Source organism: Faecalimicrobium sp. JNUCC 81 (genome assembly GCF_053667625.1).
Window position 1 is genome coordinate 3,520,240 of sequence record NZ_CM132203.1, and the last position, 20,662, is coordinate 3,540,901.

21 protein-coding genes are annotated in these 20,662 nt (G+C 26.0%); 1 reads left to right on the forward strand and 20 read right to left on the reverse strand.

From position 1 onward, the window contains the following. Nucleotides 1-224 precede the first annotated feature (224 nt). The 13 genes from JNUCC81_RS17275 to JNUCC81_RS17335 form a co-directional block, all read right to left on the reverse strand. Nucleotides 225-1,427, reverse strand: a complete 1,203-nt coding sequence (locus JNUCC81_RS17275; protein ID WP_454094594.1) for an RNA polymerase sigma factor — start codon at nucleotides 1,425-1,427, stop codon at nucleotides 225-227. Between the two features lie 107 nt (nucleotides 1,428-1,534). After that, complete coding sequence (locus JNUCC81_RS17280) at nucleotides 1,535-1,708, reverse strand: hypothetical protein (RefSeq protein WP_454094595.1); 174 nt, start codon at nucleotides 1,706-1,708, stop codon at nucleotides 1,535-1,537. Nucleotides 1,709-1,777: 69 nt separating this feature from the next. Beyond that, the gene (locus JNUCC81_RS17285; RefSeq protein WP_454094596.1) at nucleotides 1,778-2,503 is read right to left on the reverse strand and encodes a LytR/AlgR family response regulator transcription factor; all 726 of its coding nucleotides are present in this window, start codon (nucleotides 2,501-2,503) and stop codon (nucleotides 1,778-1,780) included. Nucleotides 2,504-2,536: 33 nt separating this feature from the next. Continuing rightward, nucleotides 2,537-2,791, reverse strand: coding sequence for a Veg family protein (locus tag JNUCC81_RS17290; RefSeq protein WP_454094597.1), 255 nt, complete (start codon nucleotides 2,789-2,791; stop codon nucleotides 2,537-2,539). A gap of 59 nt (nucleotides 2,792-2,850) precedes the next feature. Then, a complete protein-coding gene (gene srtB, locus JNUCC81_RS17295; protein ID WP_454094598.1) occupies nucleotides 2,851-3,492 on the reverse strand; it encodes a class B sortase in 642 nt (213 codons plus the stop codon). A 322-nt stretch (nucleotides 3,493-3,814) separates the two neighbouring features. Beyond that, nucleotides 3,815-3,964 (reverse strand): hypothetical protein, encoded by a 150-nt coding sequence (locus JNUCC81_RS17300; protein ID WP_454094599.1) that lies wholly within the window; start codon nucleotides 3,962-3,964, stop codon nucleotides 3,815-3,817. 215 nt (nucleotides 3,965-4,179) lie between these two features. Next, the gene (locus tag JNUCC81_RS17305; RefSeq protein WP_454094600.1) at nucleotides 4,180-4,770 is read right to left on the reverse strand and encodes a hypothetical protein; all 591 of its coding nucleotides are present in this window, start codon (nucleotides 4,768-4,770) and stop codon (nucleotides 4,180-4,182) included. A gap of 16 nt (nucleotides 4,771-4,786) precedes the next feature. Continuing rightward, on the reverse strand, nucleotides 4,787-8,089 hold the full coding sequence (locus JNUCC81_RS17310; protein WP_454094601.1) for a hypothetical protein: 3,303 nt from the start codon (nucleotides 8,087-8,089) through the stop codon (nucleotides 4,787-4,789). Nucleotides 8,090-8,172: 83 nt separating this feature from the next. Continuing rightward, the gene (locus JNUCC81_RS17315; RefSeq protein WP_454094602.1) at nucleotides 8,173-8,682 is read right to left on the reverse strand and encodes a hypothetical protein; all 510 of its coding nucleotides are present in this window, start codon (nucleotides 8,680-8,682) and stop codon (nucleotides 8,173-8,175) included. Between the two features lie 130 nt (nucleotides 8,683-8,812). Then, nucleotides 8,813-9,340 (reverse strand): signal peptidase I, encoded by a 528-nt coding sequence (lepB, locus tag JNUCC81_RS17320; protein WP_454094603.1) that lies wholly within the window; start codon nucleotides 9,338-9,340, stop codon nucleotides 8,813-8,815. Between the two features lie 102 nt (nucleotides 9,341-9,442). After that, on the reverse strand, nucleotides 9,443-10,198 hold the full coding sequence (locus tag JNUCC81_RS17325; RefSeq protein WP_454094604.1) for a hypothetical protein: 756 nt from the start codon (nucleotides 10,196-10,198) through the stop codon (nucleotides 9,443-9,445). Nucleotides 10,199-10,486: 288 nt separating this feature from the next. Then, nucleotides 10,487-10,882: an RrF2 family transcriptional regulator gene (locus JNUCC81_RS17330; protein ID WP_454094605.1), complete on the reverse strand. Its 396-nt coding sequence runs from the start codon at nucleotides 10,880-10,882 to the stop codon at nucleotides 10,487-10,489. Nucleotides 10,883-11,228: 346 nt separating this feature from the next. Beyond that, nucleotides 11,229-11,432, reverse strand: a complete 204-nt coding sequence (locus JNUCC81_RS17335) for a hypothetical protein (RefSeq protein ID WP_454094606.1) — start codon at nucleotides 11,430-11,432, stop codon at nucleotides 11,229-11,231. A gap of 269 nt (nucleotides 11,433-11,701) precedes the next feature. Between JNUCC81_RS17335 and JNUCC81_RS17340 the strand changes: the two genes are divergently transcribed. Beyond that, complete coding sequence (locus tag JNUCC81_RS17340; RefSeq protein ID WP_454094607.1) at nucleotides 11,702-12,550, forward strand: hypothetical protein; 849 nt, start codon at nucleotides 11,702-11,704, stop codon at nucleotides 12,548-12,550. A gap of 86 nt (nucleotides 12,551-12,636) precedes the next feature. On the opposite strand, the gene JNUCC81_RS17345 is transcribed toward JNUCC81_RS17340, so the two are convergent. The 7 genes from JNUCC81_RS17345 to JNUCC81_RS17375 all read right to left on the reverse strand — a co-directional run bounded on the left by JNUCC81_RS17345 (nucleotide 12,637) and on the right by JNUCC81_RS17375 (nucleotide 20,623). After that, nucleotides 12,637-13,530, reverse strand: coding sequence for a conjugal transfer protein (locus tag JNUCC81_RS17345; protein ID WP_454094608.1), 894 nt, complete (start codon nucleotides 13,528-13,530; stop codon nucleotides 12,637-12,639). Between the two features lie 13 nt (nucleotides 13,531-13,543). Beyond that, nucleotides 13,544-14,542 (reverse strand): bifunctional lytic transglycosylase/C40 family peptidase, encoded by a 999-nt coding sequence (locus JNUCC81_RS17350; protein WP_454094609.1) that lies wholly within the window; start codon nucleotides 14,540-14,542, stop codon nucleotides 13,544-13,546. Beyond that, nucleotides 14,539-16,758: a CD3337/EF1877 family mobilome membrane protein gene (locus JNUCC81_RS17355; RefSeq protein ID WP_454094610.1), complete on the reverse strand. Its 2,220-nt coding sequence runs from the start codon at nucleotides 16,756-16,758 to the stop codon at nucleotides 14,539-14,541. The genes JNUCC81_RS17350 and JNUCC81_RS17355 overlap by 4 nt, the downstream gene beginning before the upstream one ends. After that, a complete protein-coding gene (gene tcpF, locus JNUCC81_RS17360; RefSeq protein WP_454094611.1) occupies nucleotides 16,758-19,205 on the reverse strand; it encodes a conjugal transfer ATPase TcpF in 2,448 nt (815 codons plus the stop codon). Before tcpF ends, JNUCC81_RS17355 begins: the two co-directional genes overlap by 1 nt. Next, on the reverse strand, nucleotides 19,177-19,581 hold the full coding sequence (locus JNUCC81_RS17365) for a conjugal transfer protein (protein ID WP_454094612.1): 405 nt from the start codon (nucleotides 19,579-19,581) through the stop codon (nucleotides 19,177-19,179). The genes tcpF and JNUCC81_RS17365 overlap by 29 nt, the downstream gene beginning before the upstream one ends. Nucleotides 19,582-19,773: 192 nt before the next feature. Beyond that, nucleotides 19,774-19,962 (reverse strand): hypothetical protein, encoded by a 189-nt coding sequence (locus JNUCC81_RS17370; RefSeq protein ID WP_454094613.1) that lies wholly within the window; start codon nucleotides 19,960-19,962, stop codon nucleotides 19,774-19,776. A gap of 157 nt (nucleotides 19,963-20,119) precedes the next feature. Continuing rightward, nucleotides 20,120-20,623 (reverse strand): antirestriction protein ArdA, encoded by a 504-nt coding sequence (locus JNUCC81_RS17375; RefSeq protein WP_454094614.1) that lies wholly within the window; start codon nucleotides 20,621-20,623, stop codon nucleotides 20,120-20,122. Nucleotides 20,624-20,662: the final 39 nt, after the last annotated feature.

Genomic DNA, 20,662 nt, shown 5'->3' on the forward strand with positions numbered 1-20,662 from the left:
TACATGTACTTAGATGCTTGTATATTATTAAAAGTTCATTTTCATCTAAATTATTTACAATTTTTATCATAATCTAATTTGTATTTTCTACTTATTATAAGATATATGATTATATTTAATTCTAGTACTATTGATTATAATGATATCCAAACACTAGACTTAAATATGTTAAATAGCCTAATAATTGATATCTTTTTCTAAAGACACTCATGTTATGATAATACTTACTTAAACACTTTAGGTTCAACAATTAATTTAGTTTTTACAACTGCACCATTCATTCTTACCCTAGCATCCTGTAGAGAATATGTATTTATATTTAGCTCTAAATCATAAATACCTTCATCTAAACTTTTATCTAATTCAACATTATATATTACCTTACCTGGTAATATCAATCTAGTTTTATATATTATAGTATTATCTATTACTATTTCATATTCAAAATAACATTGGTTCTTTAAAGGATTCAACAATTGTAATTTTAATATTTTCTCTTCAGTATTAATTTTTATATCATCATATCCTGGAATTATTATCTGTTCGGGATACCCATGCACATATTTATATTCCTCTAACTCGTTGCTTTTATTTTGAGGATTATTAATAAAAATTATAACTAATGATGTTAAACATAGCATAAAAATTACATTATTTAATGTACTAATAGCTGATCTACTGTTTATTTCACGTTTAATAGATTTATTTATTTTATATTTTTTTATACTAAATCTATTTATATCTTTATTTATAATTCCTGAGGTATTAGTTTTTCTAAATGCATTAAATTGCTTATAATCAATAACTACATCTTTATCCATCATTTTAAATAATAATATTATTATTGGTAAATTTAAGCTATATACCTTAGTGTGTTTTTCTTCATATTCATCTATATATTTAGCAAGATCTTTTTTTGCTGAATTTAATCTACTTTTTACAGTTCCTTCTGATATATTTAATACTTCAGCAATCTCATTGATTTTTAAGTCATTAAAATAAAATAAAGTTATAACTATCTTTTTCTTATCTGAGAGTCTATCTATAATTTCTAATACAATTTCCTTTTTTTCTTTTTCAATAATATTTTCTTCTAAATTAAATTCATCTTTTAATATTAATGTTTTTTCTTCATTATCAAAATAATAATTATCATTTATTTTCTTATTTTTCCTTATTAACATAAGACATTGATTTATTGCTATTTTTTTTATCCATCCATTAAACTTATCAATATCATTTAGACTAGTAATATTTTTATATACTTTAAGAAAAGTTTCTTGAGTTGCATCACCAGCATCTTCTTCATTTTTTAGTACGCTCTTACATAAAATAAATATTTTAATATAATATTTTTTATATATATAATTAAATGATTCATATTTACCATTTTGCACATCTTTAATTTTTTCACTTATATCTATCATACATAATATATCTCGCTTAAATTTATTTTTTTATTATTTATTACATAAAAAAACTATAATAAATTTAATTATTATAGTTTTATCTGAACTACTAAATAATCCTTATTTTATACTTCTTCCCTATAAATGCTATTTTGCAATTTATATTTATTTGATAATATATCTTTCTCTACTTCTTCAAATATATCGATTGGAGCTTTACTTATAACAAAAGTACCAACTAAAATTATTAAGATTATATTTTCATCTAAGAACTTGAGTATTTTGTTTGATTTCTTCATTCGATTCCTTTCTATAAATAACATATTTTAATTAGTGTAACTAATTAATTAAATCAATAAATATAATCTTTATATTATTATGTTATCAAATTCATTCTCTAAAAGTATACTTCTAAAATCTTTTGAATATTTTCTACCTATTGGTACTATAATTTCCTTTTGCAACTTACACTCTAGTTTATTAAAATTTTGTATATATTTAGCATTAACTATATATGATTTATGACAACGAATAAATCCATATTCCTTAACTTTCTCATATATATCTTTAAATACACAATTTATTACTTCTTGTCCAGATATTTTATGTAAAACAACTTTTTTATTTATACTTTCCATATAAATAATAGTATCTAAGTTCACAATTTTATTTTTAGGCTTAGAGGGAACAATTATATTTTTATTAGACGTTTTATCAACTTGTATAGCAGCTTTTATGAATATATCATTAAACCTATCATCATTATCGTCTTTTAATATATAATTTAATGGCTCAACCTTAAACGAATCTAATGCAAAATCTCTGCTTGAAGTTAAGAATATTATTATTCCATTGTATCCATACTTTCTTAATATTTTTGTTGTTTCAATACCATTAATATTCTTCATTATTATATCTATAATTATTATATTGAACCTATTAGGATTATCTTCAACCTCAAATATCAAACTTTCACCACTTCTAAACGTATCTATTTTAAATGCATAATTATCCTTACTTGCTAATTCACTTATTCTATTTGAATAATAGTTTAATACATTTACATCATCATCACATAAACAAATATTTAACATCTACAACTCCCCCTAAATATAAATTTATAATAATTATTTTATCTCTATAATTTCTATAACTCCACTTAGTATATCTACAAATGTATATGATTCTAATAAACCCATATTACTATTTATAACCTTACGTAAAACTAGTACATTACTATATACATATTCAATAATATATTCACGTATTGCTCCTTTACATTTTCCTTTTAATTTATAACCATTATATCTTATAATTATTGTTTTTCCTAACTTTAACTCTAATTCTCTTTTAAGATCATCAAGCTCACATTTACTAATCATTATTGATAAAATCCTCCTTTTACTATTTCGAACTAGTGCTTATGTTATTAATAAATTTATTAATTTATAAGCTTCGCATGAACAACTAACCTAGCATCAGAAAACTCATATGAGCAAGTAGATAAAGTAAGTATTCTATCTGTATCCTTAATATTTATATTTAAATTATAAATAGATTTACTCAGTATCATTTCAATATATGAATTAAACTCTTCTTCCGTATTGAATTGATTAGAGATAGTTTCTGTATCATTAGCATCCGTAACATATACTCCAAACACCTCATACATAAGATTTTCGTTTTCTTTTGTAGTTATATGTATATATTTATTTTTTTCTAAGTAATTTAAATCCTTGAATTTTTTCAATGCTCCAAACATAGATTGATCTTTCATATGATGTCCATAAATAATCACATTTTTATCTTGAAATCCTTTATTTCTATAATCCATAAAAATAGACCCCGAAATCAAATATTGTCTATCAAAACCTCTATTAAGATAGAATTCATTATCATTCCTTTTCATTATCGGATAATCAATAGGAGTATTATCAATATTTATCCATCCCATATAATCTGAGTTTATACTATATAAATCTGTATCTTCTTTTTCATTCCTTATTTTTTGATATGCTTGTCTTGAATTATTGTAATCTGTTATTGAAATAGAAATATTATATATACTAATCAAAAAAGACATTAATATTAAATATTTTAAAAATTTTTTCACTCTATTTATATTTATCACCCTTATATTTTTTTAGAATTATACCAAATTTAGACTCTATCTAAATACTATTTTCTTAAACAACACCTTTAATAGAATAAATAACATTCCTTTAAGGTCTTATCTCTAATTTTATCGTAATTATATATTGTATCGCTTTTATTATGATATTTTTAATAAATCTGTGGTTTCTATTAGTTCTTCCAGCTTCATAGGCTTATAAAAATACTAACCTTGTCCAAGTTCAAATCCTATATTTAATAAATTACTTAAATGCTCTTCTGATTCAACATCTTCAACTAATAATCATATATTCTTTTTTCTTATTATTAAAATTTCTAGCCATCCCTTTACCTAATTCGACCAAATTAACATTATAGTTCTTTATCATATCTATTTGATTAAATACTGAGCCTAAATCATAAATTGATATACTAAATCTCAAATTCTTTAATAAAGATTAATGCTTCTAATCCTATAATTTCTGATGTATTTAAATTAACTTTTGGTTGATATACCACATATCTATCTAAGCTCTTAAATTTTTTCATTTTATTCACCTTAAAAATAATTAATATAATAAATATATTGTTTTAATACAAAACTTCATAATATAAGAGTAATAGCATCGCCATTACTCTCATAAATAAAATAAATATATTACTTTTTTATTCCTGACCTTTTTGAGTCAACAATTCTAAATATTAATAGCATAGCAAGTGATAATATAGATAATATAATCCATCCCAACATGCCTTTATCTCCTGTTTGAGGATTTTTGATGCTATCATCTTTTATAATAGAATCATTTTTATCCTGCCCTGAATCACCACTAATATTATCTTTGCCATCAAATTGTATTGTTAACTCACTATCGGCAGCTACTCCTTTCAAGGATAATTTCTTTCCGTTTTTTATATCTTCTATTTCATAATACTTACTTAAATCAGTATCTCCACTTTTCCAAGATATGCTCTTTAATCCACTTCCTTTATCTGGAATAATTTCAAATGTTTTTTCTTCGCTTACTTTTATCTGATGTACTAAGTTTTCATTTCTTATACTTTTAGCTCCATTGAGCACCGCTCCATCTCCACTAACTTTTATACTTAAATCATACCTCATATCTTCTGATATATTGTATATTACAGGCACCGTACTTTGTCCAGATCTTGCATAAGCTGATATAGGTATAAATATTAACAATAATAATGAGAATAATATTGGTATTTTATAAAATTTCTTTAGCATAATATAACCTGCCTCCTTATTTAACATGCTCTATTATAAAATTCATTGTTCCCGTATACTCTACATTATTATATTTAAATCTTGATGTAGGAGCTTTTATTCTAAATGTATCTTTTCTATTAGTATTATTTAATGACATTAACTTATCTTTTTTACTTGAAGCTGTTCCACTTAATTTATCATTAAACGTCTTATATACATCCACTAATGCCATATCTTTGCTATTATTAGTATTTGTCATAGTAAAAACTGAATCACTATATATATTTACATTGCCAATAATAGTATCATCACTTGATATAGAAATTATATCTTTTGCACCTGCCATACCATAAACTGTAGGGTTTGGCTTTATAACATCTTTATCAGGTTTATAATTAATAGATGTTTTATCTGTCTCTTCATCATAATCTACAGAGTTTTCATCTAATACGTCTCCCATCTTTAAAGATGCTGGTATCACTACTAGATAATCAGGTCCCGGAACTTGATTTAATTCTATATTAACAGTTCCACTAAACATAAATTGATTATTCATCCAATTGTATGAAATATCTTGAATTCCATCGGGCAAATTAACCCATTTTACTCTATTATTTGCAAAATCGTAATCATCTGCACCACTTATATTATTTTCAATAGCTTCACTATTATATATAATATTGTCAAATATAAACTCACCTGAGTTAATATACGGTCTCTCTATATTTACTACTTGTTTTTTTATAGAATATTTATTAGCATTTAATTTAGCATTTTCAATTTGATCTTTTATAGGTCTTAAATCATATATCTTATTGTTATCAAAATAAAACTCATTTAATTTATCTAAACTTGATAAGTTATTTAAATCACTTATATTATTATTCTTTAAGCTTATTTTTTTTAATTTTAATAATTTACCAATAGCTTTACTATATTCATCATCTATATTAGCGCTATCCATAATTAAAGTATCTATATTAAATAATTGTTCTAAAGATTCTTTTGCTACTTTTGTATTGTTTGATAAATTTAAACTTTTCAAACTAGTAATTTTATTAAGTATAGATACATCCGTAATATCATTATTGCTACTTAAATTAATCTCTACTGCATTTATACAGTTTTCTAATCCTCCTATATTTGATATTCCCAAATTATTCAAATTAACAATATCCAACTCTCTCAACTCTTTACCATAAACTCTACCTTCAAAGTCTACAGGTCTATTTTCTACTATTTCTCCTTTTATATTATCAGTTAATCCTATTGTTAGGTTCGAATCTTCAATTGTTATAGACTTTGTACCCATCACACGTTTAGAATATGAGTTTATATCATAACTCATCCCATCCGCTCCAACTTGTGTACTTGTTTTAATCTCCTCATTTGATTCACCTACAACCTTAGGTATTTTCACCTTATATTCAACAATTCTGATATCTTTATTCTCTGGAATTTCAATATCAACTTTATTACCTACAAAAAAATCTTTTTCATCAATAGAGTTATCATCAATTTTGTTAGTCCCAACATAGCTCTTAAAACTATCTTGTATAATATATGCTTTATACCATTTTGATTCATTGCCTGATTCTACAGATAACCTTTGTCCCCTAAAATCATTATTTATTAGGTTTAATTTCATATTGTATGCAGTATCAGATTTAATATTTTGGTATTTCTGTCTTACTATAACTGTATCTTCTTCTTCTATATTATCACTGTCAGTTAGAAGAATCTCATTCCCGTCTATTACTTTATAATATTCAGTATCCTGTTTTAATTTAAAATCAGTATATTGAAATAAGTCATACACAACTTCTGTTTTTAAGTCAGTAGGATCATGCTCTAAATACGTACCTGCTGACGCTCCTATAGTATAGTAAGCCTCTTGTCCTCCTATAATATCTTCAATATTTTGGATTTTAGTTGATACTTCATGGTTTGCAAACTTAAGTTTAATAGTTTTATTTACAGCATCCCAAGCAATTTCATATTCTTGAATCCCCTTAAATAAATCTATATTTTTATCTAACAATTTTTCTGAAATAACCTGAGGGTTATTACCAGGTAAAATTCTATTTATGCCCAAATGTACATCTTCATTAGTTTTTCCAAAGTCACCCAAATCAGGTCTAATCGTATCCCTATTTCCCCAAGCATCAGCCTCTAAGACTAACGCTTTTTCTTTTAAGCCCGTACCATTATGATTATATATACCTAAATTACTCGAGTATCCTCCTCCAAACTTATATCCTTCTTGATTATGAAAAGCAAAAGCTATTCCGTCTGAATAGTTAAATCCAGCTAGATTTATTTTACCTAACATCTTAAAACTTCTCGAAAAATCAATTTTATATTTTGATGTTATAGATGTATTTTGATACTGTCCCAATCCTGAATCAGTAGCCTTTATATAGTTTTTCTCTATAGAATTACCTATGATACTACTATTATCTATCTGGTCAGGACTAACGCTAGTTCCATTATTATTACTTCCTCCCCAAGCTGAAATAATAAATTGATCTTTTAAATCTATATTAGCATTTATATTAGGCTGTAAAGCTGCTCTAGTTGTATTTAAATGTTTTTTATCCTCATGTTCAGCTTTAGATTGGTATCCCTCAACTTCATTTGAATTTTCATTTTTCGAATCGATACTGTCTTCCTTATTTTTCTCTTTTAACTCACTTGAAATAATAACATCTAGCATTCCTGAAAATTCTCCTTTTTCAGTACTAGCATTAAATTTCACTGTTTTTTTATTTTGTCCATTTATTAAGTTTGATAAAACTATTTTTCCTTCTTTTAAAGATACATCCTCTCCAAATAAAGATATTATTTTTGACCTGTCTATATTAACTAACATATTTTCAAATTCTACTTCTGTTTTATCTATATTTCCCAAGTCCAAATTTATACTTTGTTTAGAAATGTTATATTTTGCTAATTTACTAAGAGATCCTAACATACTTATATCTGTTATTTCATTTCCTTCTAAGTTAATGCTTTCTAAATTAATTGCATTTTCTATACCACTTAGATTCTGTATCCCTTTATTACTTAAGTTCAACTCAGTCAAAAGTTCCATATCTTTATTTGTTATAGTATTTTTAGTATAATCAGGATTTACCTTTTTTATCTCTTCTTGTACTGCTATCTTTAGATTTTCATCCTCTAGTTTTATCTCTGAACTTCCATCTGTTGCTGAATAAACTTGTAATGGTATTACTCCTAACATCATTACAAATGCTAAGAATGCACTTAATGATCTCTTTTTTATATTCTTATTCCTATTTTTTCTCTTAAAAATTCTAGAAGATAATAGATTCATTGATTAAAATCACTCTCCTTACCAAAAATAGGATGATTTCCACCATCCTATTTCAATAAAAATTATCTACATTATATTAAAAATTATTGCTTCTCAACAGTGTAAGTTAATGTATCTGTATGAGTACCTAATACTGTTGCTACATCATCACTTAATCTAGCTTGTCCATCTTGTGCTTTAACTGTATCACTTAATGTAGTTATAAGCTCTTTTGCTGTACCTTTTGCCATCGTTTTACTTCCATATGCTACTTTATATCCTACTGTAGAAGCTCCTTTTTTCAACTCATATCCATTTTTAGATGCTACTGATACATCTACATTAATAGTTGCACCTGAATATTCTGTTCCATCTGGATTTTGTAACTCTATTCCTACATCAGCAGTTTTCTTATCTTCTGTAAAGTTTATACCTGAAGGTATTGCAACTTGCCATTCAGGTGCCCCTGGATTATCTGGATCAACTATTACAGTTTGGTTGTTATATGTAACATTTATATCCTTACTTCCCTCTGCTGCTGAAGCAACTACTCCTGATAACATTGATGTTGTTATAGCACCTACTGCTAATAAACTAAAAATTTTCTTATTCATAATTAATTCTCCTCCTTGAAATATAAATATTTTCTTTTCTAGTTTATTATATTAATTTTATACATCTATTTCTTATTTTTTGATAAACGACATCTTTTCTACCGCAAACGACATATTTATATATTTTTCATTATTTTAAGACACCAAAATTCTTGAAAGGATATACCTTTAAAATAGCCTTACCCTTAATATCTTCTCCCTTAATAAATGGATTTCTCCATTTTCTTGAATCATATGATTTTTTCCTATTATCCCCTAAGAAAAAATATTCTCCTCTAGGTACCTTATATTTACCAGTAAACTCGTCCTTTTCTTTAATATAATTTTCACTTATTTGCTCATCATTTATACTTACAACACCATTCTCTATAGATATTCTATCTCCCGGAATTCCAATTAACCTCTTTATCATTAACTCGTCTTCTTCTTTGGAATAAAAAATAACAATATCTCCTCGTTTTAATTTTTCTGGATTATATACTTTAGTAGCTATTAATCTATCATTTACATTTAATGTCGGCATCATAGATTCAGATGGTATCTTAACGATAAACATAATAAAAATTCTTAACAATATGGTAGTAATCATAAAACTTATCAATATATGTGTTCTTTTTCTTTCTAATTTCTGTTCTCTTCTATTAATCCTAGATTTCATGTTATCTCCTCTTTCTATAAATAATTATTATTTACTATAAAATAAAGTACATAGAAATTAAACTATGTACTTTATCCAAAACTTTTATTTAATTTTATATAATTACTCTACAATTACTAACTTTGTTTTTACTTGCCCACCATTCATTTGTTCTGTATGGTCATCTAATGAATATGTATTTACATTAAGGGTTATATCATATGTTCCAGGCTTAAGACTCTTACTCAGCGGCAGTTTTGTAACTGCTTTACCAGGTGGAATTAAATCTGTTTTTAATATACTTTCTCCTGTTTGATCCATGATTATATCATACTCAAAATATACTGGATTATCCATCGGATTCCATAAAGCAACATAAGCAGCTCCTTCACCAGATTTAGCCTTAATTTCATTAAATCCTGGTATTGCTATTTTACTTGAATCCCAATCAGCTGGTCTTTGTATATTTGCTACATAGTCTTTTGCACTACTATCTAATTTAGGTCCAGAATTTTTTCCCCCAATTAGTGCAAACATTATTGCCAATATAGATAGTAATATTATAATAAACATCATCAAATTACTTTTTACTATAGCAACATACTCATTTTCACCACATTCTATATACCCAACAACTTTTCTATTTAACTTCCTACTCGTCCCTATATTCCCTATGCTTAATTCATTTTCCTCATATGTCATGATGTCTTGTTTATAGTCATCATTGGTTATTACTTCTCCAATTACTTTTATTTTTTTCTTATAATCTTTGGAGAATAATTGTTTCATCTTTTTATTTGAATAATACTTCCATACAAAATTATTTTTATCCTTATACGACTTATCGTAATCTTCCTTAACTATATAATTCCTTACCATTTATTCCCTCCACTGCATAAGCTTATTTACAAAAATAAAACTAAGTACTAATCCTCTAAAATAATAATACACTCTAGCTCGTATTTTTATCTTTTTATTACCAAACAGCACTTTTATATTCTCAAACAACACCTATAAGTTTAAATATCCTATTTAAACTAAAATATCCTCTTATAAATTAAAAGCGCTATACTACAATAATTTAATGTAATATAGCGCTTTTTCTTACATAATTTCTTAACTAAAAATATGTAAATTGCAAAACTTCTATTTATTTTCTTAATAACATTACTCTAATAAATCCTGTATTGTCGTCTTCTTTAAAGAAATTTCAATACTACTTTGCAATCCACAATAAAAACGTCTTACAGGACATGTGTCAGTTGCAAAACGGCTACAGTATTCATCCTCTTCTAAACAAAGATTTATTTTTGTAGTATTTTCCATAGTATTAATAATATCAAACATTGTAACTTGATTTGGACTCTTTGATAAAGAAATTTCATTATTATAATCATGTATATTTACTATTTCAGCATCTTTCAGTTTCTTGCAAAACCTAAGTGTATATTCTTGGTCAATTCCTAGTTTTTCTGATAACTCATTTGCTGAAACCGCATTATTTTTCATAGCTAAATATAGAACAATACGTATTGCATAATCAGTCGAAAGCTTTAATTGCATATAATTCTCCCTTCTATCTACGCTAACTAAATATTTATTTTTTATTATTAATAGAAGATTATTTTATTATATTAATATGACCTTGTACATATAATTGCTTAAACACCCCTCAAAGTAAGATAAACGTTTTTAATCATAATTTATATTCTACAATTTACTTTATAGCACTTAATATAAAAATATATTTTAACATGATAAGAATTGAATGCAGGCTAGCATTTTTTCAAATTACCTAATACAAATTTCTTTATTTCCTAGATATCCATATATTTTTATCAATTCATTGAAGCCATCATGTCCACCGCCACTCTCCAATAAATATTTTACAATAGCACTCTTTGAATTTTTATTTTTTAAACATTCTACTATTGTCATCCAAATTTTTTGATTGAAATCCATAGTACTTACCGTCTGCATGCTTTATAGGCTCTGTTTCAATACCAACCTGATTAAAATCAGTACGAATTCCTTCATTTAATCCATTTACGGTAGAATAAAAAATAGCATAAACTTTCAAATGCATCAGTAGCTTTAGGATGTTTTGTCTCAAATACTTTCCAGTTTATATTAATCATTATTGAGTTATCCCCTTATCTCTTTTACCTTGATTATATAACTTAATAAACTCTATTTAAATTAATTTATAGTTGATTTATAATTAATTTATAATCTATCTATTCTACTTCATAAATCTAAAATAGTATAACATGCTATATTTTTATCTACACTATACTTAGTTTTCATATATGGAATAGTGTATTTAATTATATAGTTACTAAATATCTATATTTTATTATTTAACAATATAGGAGGATGAAAATGTCAGAACGAGCATATAGCATAGAAAAGGGAATTAATATAACAGCTAAAAAAGCAAGCCAATTAGCTTCTAAAAATGAACTAATTGATAAAAGAGAATTTCGATGTCCTGATAAAAACTGTCAAATTGGATTAACCTGTTCAAACTGGGGAAAAACAAATGGTAAAAAGTATTATTTTAGACCTTCTAGTAATACTGAACTACATATCATTGGTTGTTCTGAAATTTCTCCATCGGAAGAAAAAAATCAAATAATTCTAGAAAAGAATAGTGCTAAAAATACTATAGCCAAAAATGGCTTAATAAAAATGACAAAATCTGTGAATAAAGTGAAAACAGATATATGTGAACATAATATTAGTGAAAATGATCTAATAAATAAGTCTCATAAAAAAACATCAAGTGATACAACTAAAACTAGAAAAGAATGTAGAAACCTCTATTCTTTAGATAGCTTTGTTGAATTGTATAATGATAACGATGTTGATCATAATAAAGAGCTTATTATGATTGACAATGAACTGTTAAGCTTAGATGAGTTATTTGTTGATATACAATCTAAATTTGAATTTGATAAAAATAGAATATTCTTTGGAAAAGCAAAACTAAGTACTGGTTTTAAAGAAGGTATGTTACAAATAGATTTTGTTAATTATAAAAATCTTAGAGTATTCTCTAACATAGATTCTATAAGCAAAAGAAGTTCAGCTAGAATATTAAATAAATATATTGATACAGATTATGAAGTCTATGTATATCTTCGAGGAAAAATAATATTAGATAGATTAAAAGAAAGATTTATACCCTATAATGATTCTGTCTATAAAGATTTTTATTGTTCAGAATAAAATTTAACTAACTTATCATTCAAGATATTCTTAAATACAAGAAGAGTATTCCATACAAATTCACACTGTATGGAATACTCTTTCATCTATTTTATTATATTCCAATTCTCATCTTTAGCTAAAATAAATTCATATTGTGAAATCTGAATTGCTTTTGTTATTGGGTCTATATATTTTACGCATGTTGATACTTTTATATTTTTTCCTTCTTTTGTGAAAATAGGATTTACTAGTTCTGAAAAGATATATTCTCCTTTTATAGGTTTAAGTGCTTCTCCTTTTACATAGTACTCTAATTCATTTTTAGATGCAGTAGGATATAACTTAAAGAATGTATTTAAAAATTCTGTAATTTCTTTAATTGTTTTTTGTTCTATTGTACTATCTGTTTCTTCTTTTTTGGTTTCATAATTTAATTTTTCTAGCATTTTTGATAATGTAGGATTTTTTATAATTATCAGATTTCCAATGTTATCTGTTTTAACTACAATTTCATACGAAGAAGTAATGTCTTTTATTTCTTCTCCTTCTTTTATAGCTTGTTCCACAGAATATTTAACTTCAAATTCATTTTCTTTAATTTGATTTACACTCCATATCTGAACATCTTTTATACTAGAACTTGTTGGAATGTCATTTCTTATTGTATCTTTATTTAGTTCCTGCAATTCTTTTGTAAGATACTCATTAATTTTAACTGTTCTTCTTTCAATAGATTCTTTGTTATTTTCCCATGAATAATATTCTTTAGCAAAGTTTTTCACAAAATTTTCAATGCCATTTGTATCTATAATTTTCTGTTCAATAATCTTCTTTTCGTGGATAGTATGTTTATCTATTGCAGTAAAGTTTTTATAAACACCAAATGTTATACTTAAAATTAAAATAATCCATAAAACAATTACAGACTTTTTATTTGTACCTAACCTTATAACTGGTATCTCCTTTTCCTTATATTTTTTCTCTTTTTTTCTTAACATATTTTCACCCCATCTATTTTTTTATCCTTCCAGCTCCGATTAAATGCTTCTGCCAATAGCTCTCTGTTAAGTCTGCATATCCAATAGGATCTCCTGCATGATACATTTTGTTATTTCCAACATATATTCCAACATGAGTTACATAAGTTCCAGCATTATATGTACCATGAAAAAACACTAAATCTCCTGGTTTTGCTTGATCTAGTGTAATATGTTGCATAATATCATATTGTTGTTGTGCTGTTCTTGGTAAATTTATTCCTGCTTTTTTAAAACACCATTGAGTTAATCCGCTACAATCAAAAGAAGTATTTGGATTATCTCCTCCAAATACATATTTCCAACCTTTATACTTCAATGCTTCATTTATAATTATTTGAACTGTTTCATCATTAAATTCACTTGTCCCAATATATTGAAGTACTAATTCTACGTAAAATTGATTTCCATATTTATATCTCCAACCACCATTTTTAGCAACAGCTATTGGATTGGTATAAGTTACTTTAACTCCTTGTGCCATATTTTTCGCAAAATTTTCTGATAAATTATAATTATGAAATTTTCCATTACTTTGAATATAGTTTAAATATCCAAATCCATAGTTATATGCTTGTATAGTTGAATTAATATCACATCCTTTTTCTTTTGATGTCTTTAAAAGATTTGAAAAGTACCTACATCCTTGTTCTATTGATTCTTCTGTTTCTAAAGTATTTGGTGGAAGCCCTAGTGATTCTGAAGATTGCATAACATCAACTAAAGTTCCACCTGATTCAACTTGCATAATAGCAAGTAGGTAATTTATATACTCTTGAACATCATATTTCTTAGCATATCTTTCAACCATAGGCTTAAATTTTAGAACTTCTGGTGATAAATTCATTCCAATTATATTTTGATTCATACCTCCGTTATGATTTTCATCTGATATTAAAGGTAAAAACAGTAATATTACTCCAAATATAAATAAGAATATACTAATAAAAATAGTTATCAGCTTTATTTTCATTGTTTTCTCACCTTATTCTCAGGAGTAAAATTAGATTTATTTTTTATTTTTCTCTCTTTAATATCTATGTGATTATACTTAGAATCTTTAGAATTAGAATTGATATTATGTCGTTCTATTTTTATAGTTTTACTGTTTTTTACTTTTCCATCTTGATTATTTTCAACTTTATTAGATAGTTCTTCGCTTTGATTTACAATCTCTCTTTCTTTATGAATAGGTTTCTCTGTAGATCTTTCTATTTTATTTATAGAATTACTTTTTTCTCTGTCTTTCTTATCACCTATTTTTTCTGAGACCGTTGGTCTAATATTTTCTCCTTTTTTCTTTTTCACTCTTTCAGAACTAATTGAAGGTTTATATTTTGAATCTGAGTGACAATCTATATTTTTGTCATCTGTAGATTTTTTCTCTTTAGCTTCTACTGTATTTCCTAGCTTAGCTCTTTTTTGAGCTATAGTCTCTCTATGATTTTGCTGCTTTTTATTTCTATCTTGTTGACGTTTTTCTTTTTCTTCTACGATACCTCTTTTAAAATCAGATATATTATCTTTACCTTTTTCTTTTGTATTATTAACTACATATTTAGCCTGCACAGGTATATCCTGTATATTTTCTTTAACTTGTTTTGATTTATCGGATATATTTTTCTTTGTATCCATAAATGCTCCAACAGTATTTCCAATACGTTTTGAAAAACTTTCTTTGCTAACTGATTTATCATAATTCTCTCTACTGTGTGAATAACCAGTTCTTTTTTGTGTATTATTTGCATTCCTTTGTGGATTATTTATGTTAGATGGTAATTTTTCTTTATCTTTTCCTCTAGATATTAAAGCCTTACTTATATGACGCTGTATATTTTTACTCTTATTTCTCATTGTTCTATATGGTTTTCTAAACATACGACTACTCATATTCTGACTATCCCCTGAGTGTAAGCTAAACATCCCCATAATATCTCCTAACTTCATATAAATTCCTGCAAATGTTACTATCTGTAAAAATGCAATCATAAAGAAGGGATAATCTGTGGATATTGTGTAAAACATTGTTGATATACTAAACGCTATAGTTATAATAAGAGTTATTCCAGCTCTCATCATTATAGTATTGAATAACTTTACAATTGCCTGTCTTCCAATACTTTCATATGAAGGTATCATAGATAGTAAAAAACTTAATGGTAAAAATATAGCGAAAATAATAAAAAGTATCTGTGAAAATATCATCATAGATACTAATAAAAAGATAAAAATGGTTATTCCTATATTAAATATAAGTAGAAAAAATACCTTACCTAATCTACTCATAACTTCTGTTATGGTCAAATTATTATTATGTTTCTCTTCTATTTCAGTTTTAACTATTTCCTCTCGTTTTTTTCCATCGTCTTCACTTGGATTTGTAGAAAGTAAGCTCTTTACCCTATCTCTACCAACTTCTTCTATATTAGAATCTCCATATTGTAATAACATCCATGGTTGTTGTACTTGTATAGAAAATAAATTATCTCTAATTAGATTTATACTATCTTTTCCTTCACTATTTGAATTAGAAGTTACAATTTTCGTTCCCAAATTTAAAGCAGCTTTACTAATATCAGAAGAAAAATCATTTACTTTTTTAATATACTCAGGAGCATAAGCAATAAACGATGCAGATATTATAAATATCACAACGAAATTAATAACAGAATTAATTGCCTTACTAGTTTCTTTTTTAATCAATCCTGTATATGCTACGTAAATTCCAAGAATCAAAACAAATAAAAGTAGAAAACCTATATAAAAGCCACTATTAGATATTCCACTTTGATTGATTCCAGCAATTGTTTGCATACTCTCACCTATTGAATCTGCCATATCATTAATAAAATCTAATTTATATGCTTCTTGAACAACGTATCCAGTTGCATTTGATAGATATAAGCTGATTATCCAAATAAAATTTGTTATGCAATATAACCCATACTGTACTGATTTACCTATTCCATCAGTCCAATTCCAAGGTAGCCACCCCCAAGAATTATCAACATAAAAATCAAGCTGATAATTTCCTATAGGATACATTGAATATATATTATTTGAATTTACAGTTTCATCTACTAGTCCTTCTGCGTAAGCTACAGATTCACTTATATAGATAAAAAATAGTACAATTATTACTATTAAAACAGTTATCCAGCTTAAATTTCTAAACACCCTAGATTTCATTAATCCACCTCTTTTCTTATAGGTGGTCTTGTATCAAATGCAGTAAGGAGTTCTTGAAAGACTGGATGTATTTGTATTACTCCAACTCTTCCATATAAATCTTGTATTAAACACTGTCCATTCTCTAACTCTCTTAACCTTTTTTGATTGTTCTCATCTTCCTTATCAACTCCGAAAAATTCAAGTGTTTTCTTAATCTCATTAGTATCTGTACTTCTAAATGCAAATTTTAATCCAATATTATTTTTTAAATTTTCATCTGATACATCACCTGCATTTTGAGTAACAAAATACACTCCTGCATTCATAGCACGCCCTGCTCTAACTAATTTATTAGATAAAGTTTTTCCTTGTGCTACATTAAGGAATGTCCAAGCTTCATCTAAATCTACTATTTTAAAAATACTTCTATCTGAATGTATAAAATCTAATGCAAAAGTACTAATTACTATCAACATAGCTACTGAAAGACTTTCCATGGTTGTATATTCTTCAAAAGAAGTATCTTTATCCGGTAAAACAAGATCCGCAACTTGTATTATATTCATTTGTTTTTCTAGATTAATTGAGCCTTTAATATTTCCATCTGAGAAAAGTAATTGTGCAAAATCATAATCTGTAAAACTTTCAATATGATCTGCAATATTATTTGATATTTGAGAATTATCTTTTCTTAGTTCATCTATTACTTTTAAAAGACCTCTGCATTTACTCTGAGTAACATTTCTTATTGCTTTTCTAAGTATAGGAAACTTCTCTCCATCACGACTACTTATTCCTGTAAGAAAAGTTAATATATCAATAGCTAAACTTTCACTATCTTTTACTTCTTTCATAATTACATACGGATCTAACATTCCCTTATTTTCTATATCGCTTGTTAAATTAACAATATTTATTTCATGAGATATATCTGGTAAATTTTCTTTCCATTTACCACGTTCAGCTTTTGGATCTACCAAAACAGCTTGCCCTCCAAACAATACTGTATAGTAAACAAGTAAGTTATTAGCAAAAGATTTCCCCCCTCCCAATGAACCTAAAAATGCTGCTGCCAATGCATTAGTTACAGAACCTTTTACTCCTTGACTTGCAAGGGATGGTTTCAGATACACATTCCTTCCTGTATCTAAACTATATCCAATATATATTCCTTCATTTTCTCCAAGTTGTTGAGTTGCTCCAAATCCTAATCCTGCTAGAAAATCACTAGTTACATATTGAATATAATCATTTATATATCTTTTGCTTGAAGGTATAAATTCATTATGAAATCCTATCATATCTCCCATGGGACGTACTAACTTTACATTTATATCATCATAAAAATCCTTAACCTCATCACAACGGCGTTTTAATTCATCAATGCTATCTGCTGATACTCTAATTACATAACTTAACTTATACATTGATTCTTTTGTTTGATCTAAATTGTTTTCAAGCTCATTTACAGCATCTAATGCCTCTACCACATTTGTTCCTGTTTCATTTCCTGCCTGCCAAGCATGATTATCTAAATCTTTTAACTCTTTTTTCTTATTTCTAACTGTAGTTAAAGCTTTTTTATTTGTTACAATTTCCACATTCATACTAGTATCAATAGGAAATGTAAACTGTTGTTGCTGATAATAAAATATCTCACTAGATGGAAAATCCATTTCTCCAATAATACTTTCAATAGTAAAATAAGCTACAAAACTTTCTGAATCCTCATGTACAATTTTTAAGTATCTTTGTTTTTCTTCTATAAGACATCTAGTTGGTTTTATAAGATCGTATTTTTTTACTAATGCTTCTCTTTTAAGTTTCTTTATAGGTAAATGGTATTGATAATCTTCAAATACTGTACCTTTCCTTCCATAATTATGTTCAATTAAATAGCCAAAATCATTTTTATCTAGCCTTCTAACTTTGAATCTTCTTGAGATTTTATTTTCTAATAACTTTTCCATTTTTGAAAATCTCATAATTTCATCATTGTTTATACTAACAAAATCACCCATCAATTTATTATTAACATCATATATAAAATCTGATAGATTAGCTAATACTGACTTTTTTATATTCTTTATATTCATTTCTTCTTCTGTAACTAAAAGCTTAAATCCAATAAAAAAGCGATAATCAATTTGATTATCGCCAATTATAGAAACAAGTGCTTCTGTTTGCTCATCTATTTTTTCGTAAGCAATTTCTTTTAATTTTCCTGTGATATTTTTCTTTGACCTTTCTTGTGTAGATCTTATAGAACTTTCTGTTGCAATTTGAAGTGCATGAATTTTTCCATTTCTATTTTGAGATATTAACTGCCTAAAATTATCATGTACAATAAATTTTTGTTCTGCTGATAAGAATGAATAGTTATATGGTATTAATTCATAATATGCAAAACATTCTCCCTCCTTATTAAGTACAAGATTATTTTCTATATATTTGATCGGGAACATATAATTCACTCCTTACTATAGTTATATTTTCATCAATAGTTTTATTTTTTAAATTAATTCTTTTTCCTGCATATGTTATTTTAGATCTAAATACATATAAGATTATTGACTTTAAAAATCCATATGGTTTCTTTCCATCAAAAGTCTTTTGAGACATAAACCAAGTTATAAAAACTGGTATTCCAAAGTACTTTAAAAATGCTCCTTCTATCATAGATAATGGTGGTAAATTTCCAAATAATATAACTAAAAGTAACATTATTACAAACCATGTCATTTGGGTAAAAGTAACTGGAAATGGAAGTTGAAAATCATTTATTGCATATATAACTTTCTCTACATTCCAAATTCCTGTATATGACTTAATCTTTTTCATATTGATTCCTCCATTCTTTTGTATAAAATAAATTTATACATCTGAATTAAAAATAAAAAATAAGAGCCTTCTTTTTAAGAAAGCCCTTTATTTTATAAAAAGAATTTTATTTATGAGTTACCCTGGAAGGTATTACTAGGAATCACAAGTCCACAAATAAATTCTCAGAAACAGCTATTTAATAAATTTAAGTTATTGTGATAAAAAAATGTTTTTTAATGGACTTAAAAATACTACTTCATTATTTTTAATTGTAAAATACAAAGTAATATTTCCATCAATAATAACTATACTCTTTTCATCTAATTTAATAATATATTTATTATCTAAATCTAAGTTCTTGACTATATATTTAACTATTCTCTTATGATTTTTATTCATATTTCATCACTTTTTATAAATTCTCCAATGCTTAATAATTATTATTTATTTTTCTTTATATTATAATAAAATTTCTTACTACAGAATTATATTTCGCAAACGACACTTAATCTATCTCAAATGCCATAATTCAATACTAACGTATATCTAAATTATTTTAATTTGCATACTCAAATACCCCATGATTAGTTATTACAAAGCTACCATTTATCTCTAAATCACGACCATATGCTTCATAATCAATATAGCTTTGTATTGATGATGGTATTTCACCTAAAGATCCACATTCATCAATAAGGTAATACGCAACATCAGTCATATCATCACATTCTGGGTAACAAATTATATCATCTTTGTTATCATATAATTCTTGAAAACTTGAGAAGAAAGCATTTTGAATATCACGTAATGCCTCTCCTATATCCATAGATTCTAATTCCTCTGCCATAGAACATAAGCGGTTGATATCTTCTATTGAAGTATATTCACTTATATCAAAAGGCAATTCCCAGTCATGAATTGCATATTCCTCATATTCACTATTTAACCCTATACGTTCCTTCAAGTCATCCCAATCAATCGGTGGTGTAAACCAATCTCCAACTAATTCACCTTCATTGTATTTTCCTAAGTTTGCAATATATACTCTCATTTCTTCCATAGTATTTTCACATCCTTTTGATAATAAAAAAACAGTTAA

Excerpts from the sequence above, each read along its gene's own strand:
- srtB (WP_454094598.1), bottom strand. The coding sequence starts at position 3,492 with ATGTCTTTTTTGATTAGTATATATAATATTTCTATTTCAATAACAGAT.
- JNUCC81_RS17305 (WP_454094600.1), bottom strand. The coding sequence starts at position 4,770 with ATGCTAAAGAAATTTTATAAAATACCAATATTATTCTCATTATTATTG.
- JNUCC81_RS17350 (WP_454094609.1), bottom strand. The coding sequence starts at position 14,542 with ATGAAAATAAAGCTGATAACTATTTTTATTAGTATATTCTTATTTATA.
- JNUCC81_RS17340 (WP_454094607.1), top strand. The coding sequence starts at position 11,702 with ATGTCAGAACGAGCATATAGCATAGAAAAGGGAATTAATATAACAGCT.
- JNUCC81_RS17325 (WP_454094604.1), bottom strand. The coding sequence starts at position 10,198 with ATGGTAAGGAATTATATAGTTAAGGAAGATTACGATAAGTCGTATAAG.
- JNUCC81_RS17370 (WP_454094613.1), bottom strand. The coding sequence starts at position 19,962 with ATGAATAAAAATCATAAGAGAATAGTTAAATATATAGTCAAGAACTTA.
- JNUCC81_RS17275 (WP_454094594.1), bottom strand. The coding sequence starts at position 1,427 with ATGATAGATATAAGTGAAAAAATTAAAGATGTGCAAAATGGTAAATAT.
- JNUCC81_RS17310 (WP_454094601.1), bottom strand. The coding sequence starts at position 8,089 with ATGAATCTATTATCTTCTAGAATTTTTAAGAGAAAAAATAGGAATAAG.
- tcpF (WP_454094611.1), bottom strand. The coding sequence starts at position 19,205 with ATGTTCCCGATCAAATATATAGAAAATAATCTTGTACTTAATAAGGAG.
- lepB (WP_454094603.1), bottom strand. The coding sequence starts at position 9,340 with ATGAAATCTAGGATTAATAGAAGAGAACAGAAATTAGAAAGAAAAAGA.
- JNUCC81_RS17375 (WP_454094614.1), bottom strand. The coding sequence starts at position 20,623 with ATGGAAGAAATGAGAGTATATATTGCAAACTTAGGAAAATACAATGAA.
- JNUCC81_RS17290 (WP_454094597.1), bottom strand. The coding sequence starts at position 2,791 with ATGATTAGTAAATGTGAGCTTGATGATCTTAAAAGAGAATTAGAGTTA.
- JNUCC81_RS17330 (WP_454094605.1), bottom strand. The coding sequence starts at position 10,882 with ATGCAATTAAAGCTTTCGACTGATTATGCAATACGTATTGTTCTATAT.
- JNUCC81_RS17355 (WP_454094610.1), bottom strand. The coding sequence starts at position 16,758 with ATGAAATCTAGGGTGTTTAGAAATTTAAGCTGGATAACTGTTTTAATA.
- JNUCC81_RS17285 (WP_454094596.1), bottom strand. The coding sequence starts at position 2,503 with ATGTTAAATATTTGTTTATGTGATGATGATGTAAATGTATTAAACTAT.
- JNUCC81_RS17280 (WP_454094595.1), bottom strand. The coding sequence starts at position 1,708 with ATGAAGAAATCAAACAAAATACTCAAGTTCTTAGATGAAAATATAATC.
- JNUCC81_RS17345 (WP_454094608.1), bottom strand. The coding sequence starts at position 13,530 with ATGTTAAGAAAAAAAGAGAAAAAATATAAGGAAAAGGAGATACCAGTT.
- JNUCC81_RS17315 (WP_454094602.1), bottom strand. The coding sequence starts at position 8,682 with ATGAATAAGAAAATTTTTAGTTTATTAGCAGTAGGTGCTATAACAACA.
- JNUCC81_RS17365 (WP_454094612.1), bottom strand. The coding sequence starts at position 19,581 with ATGAAAAAGATTAAGTCATATACAGGAATTTGGAATGTAGAGAAAGTT.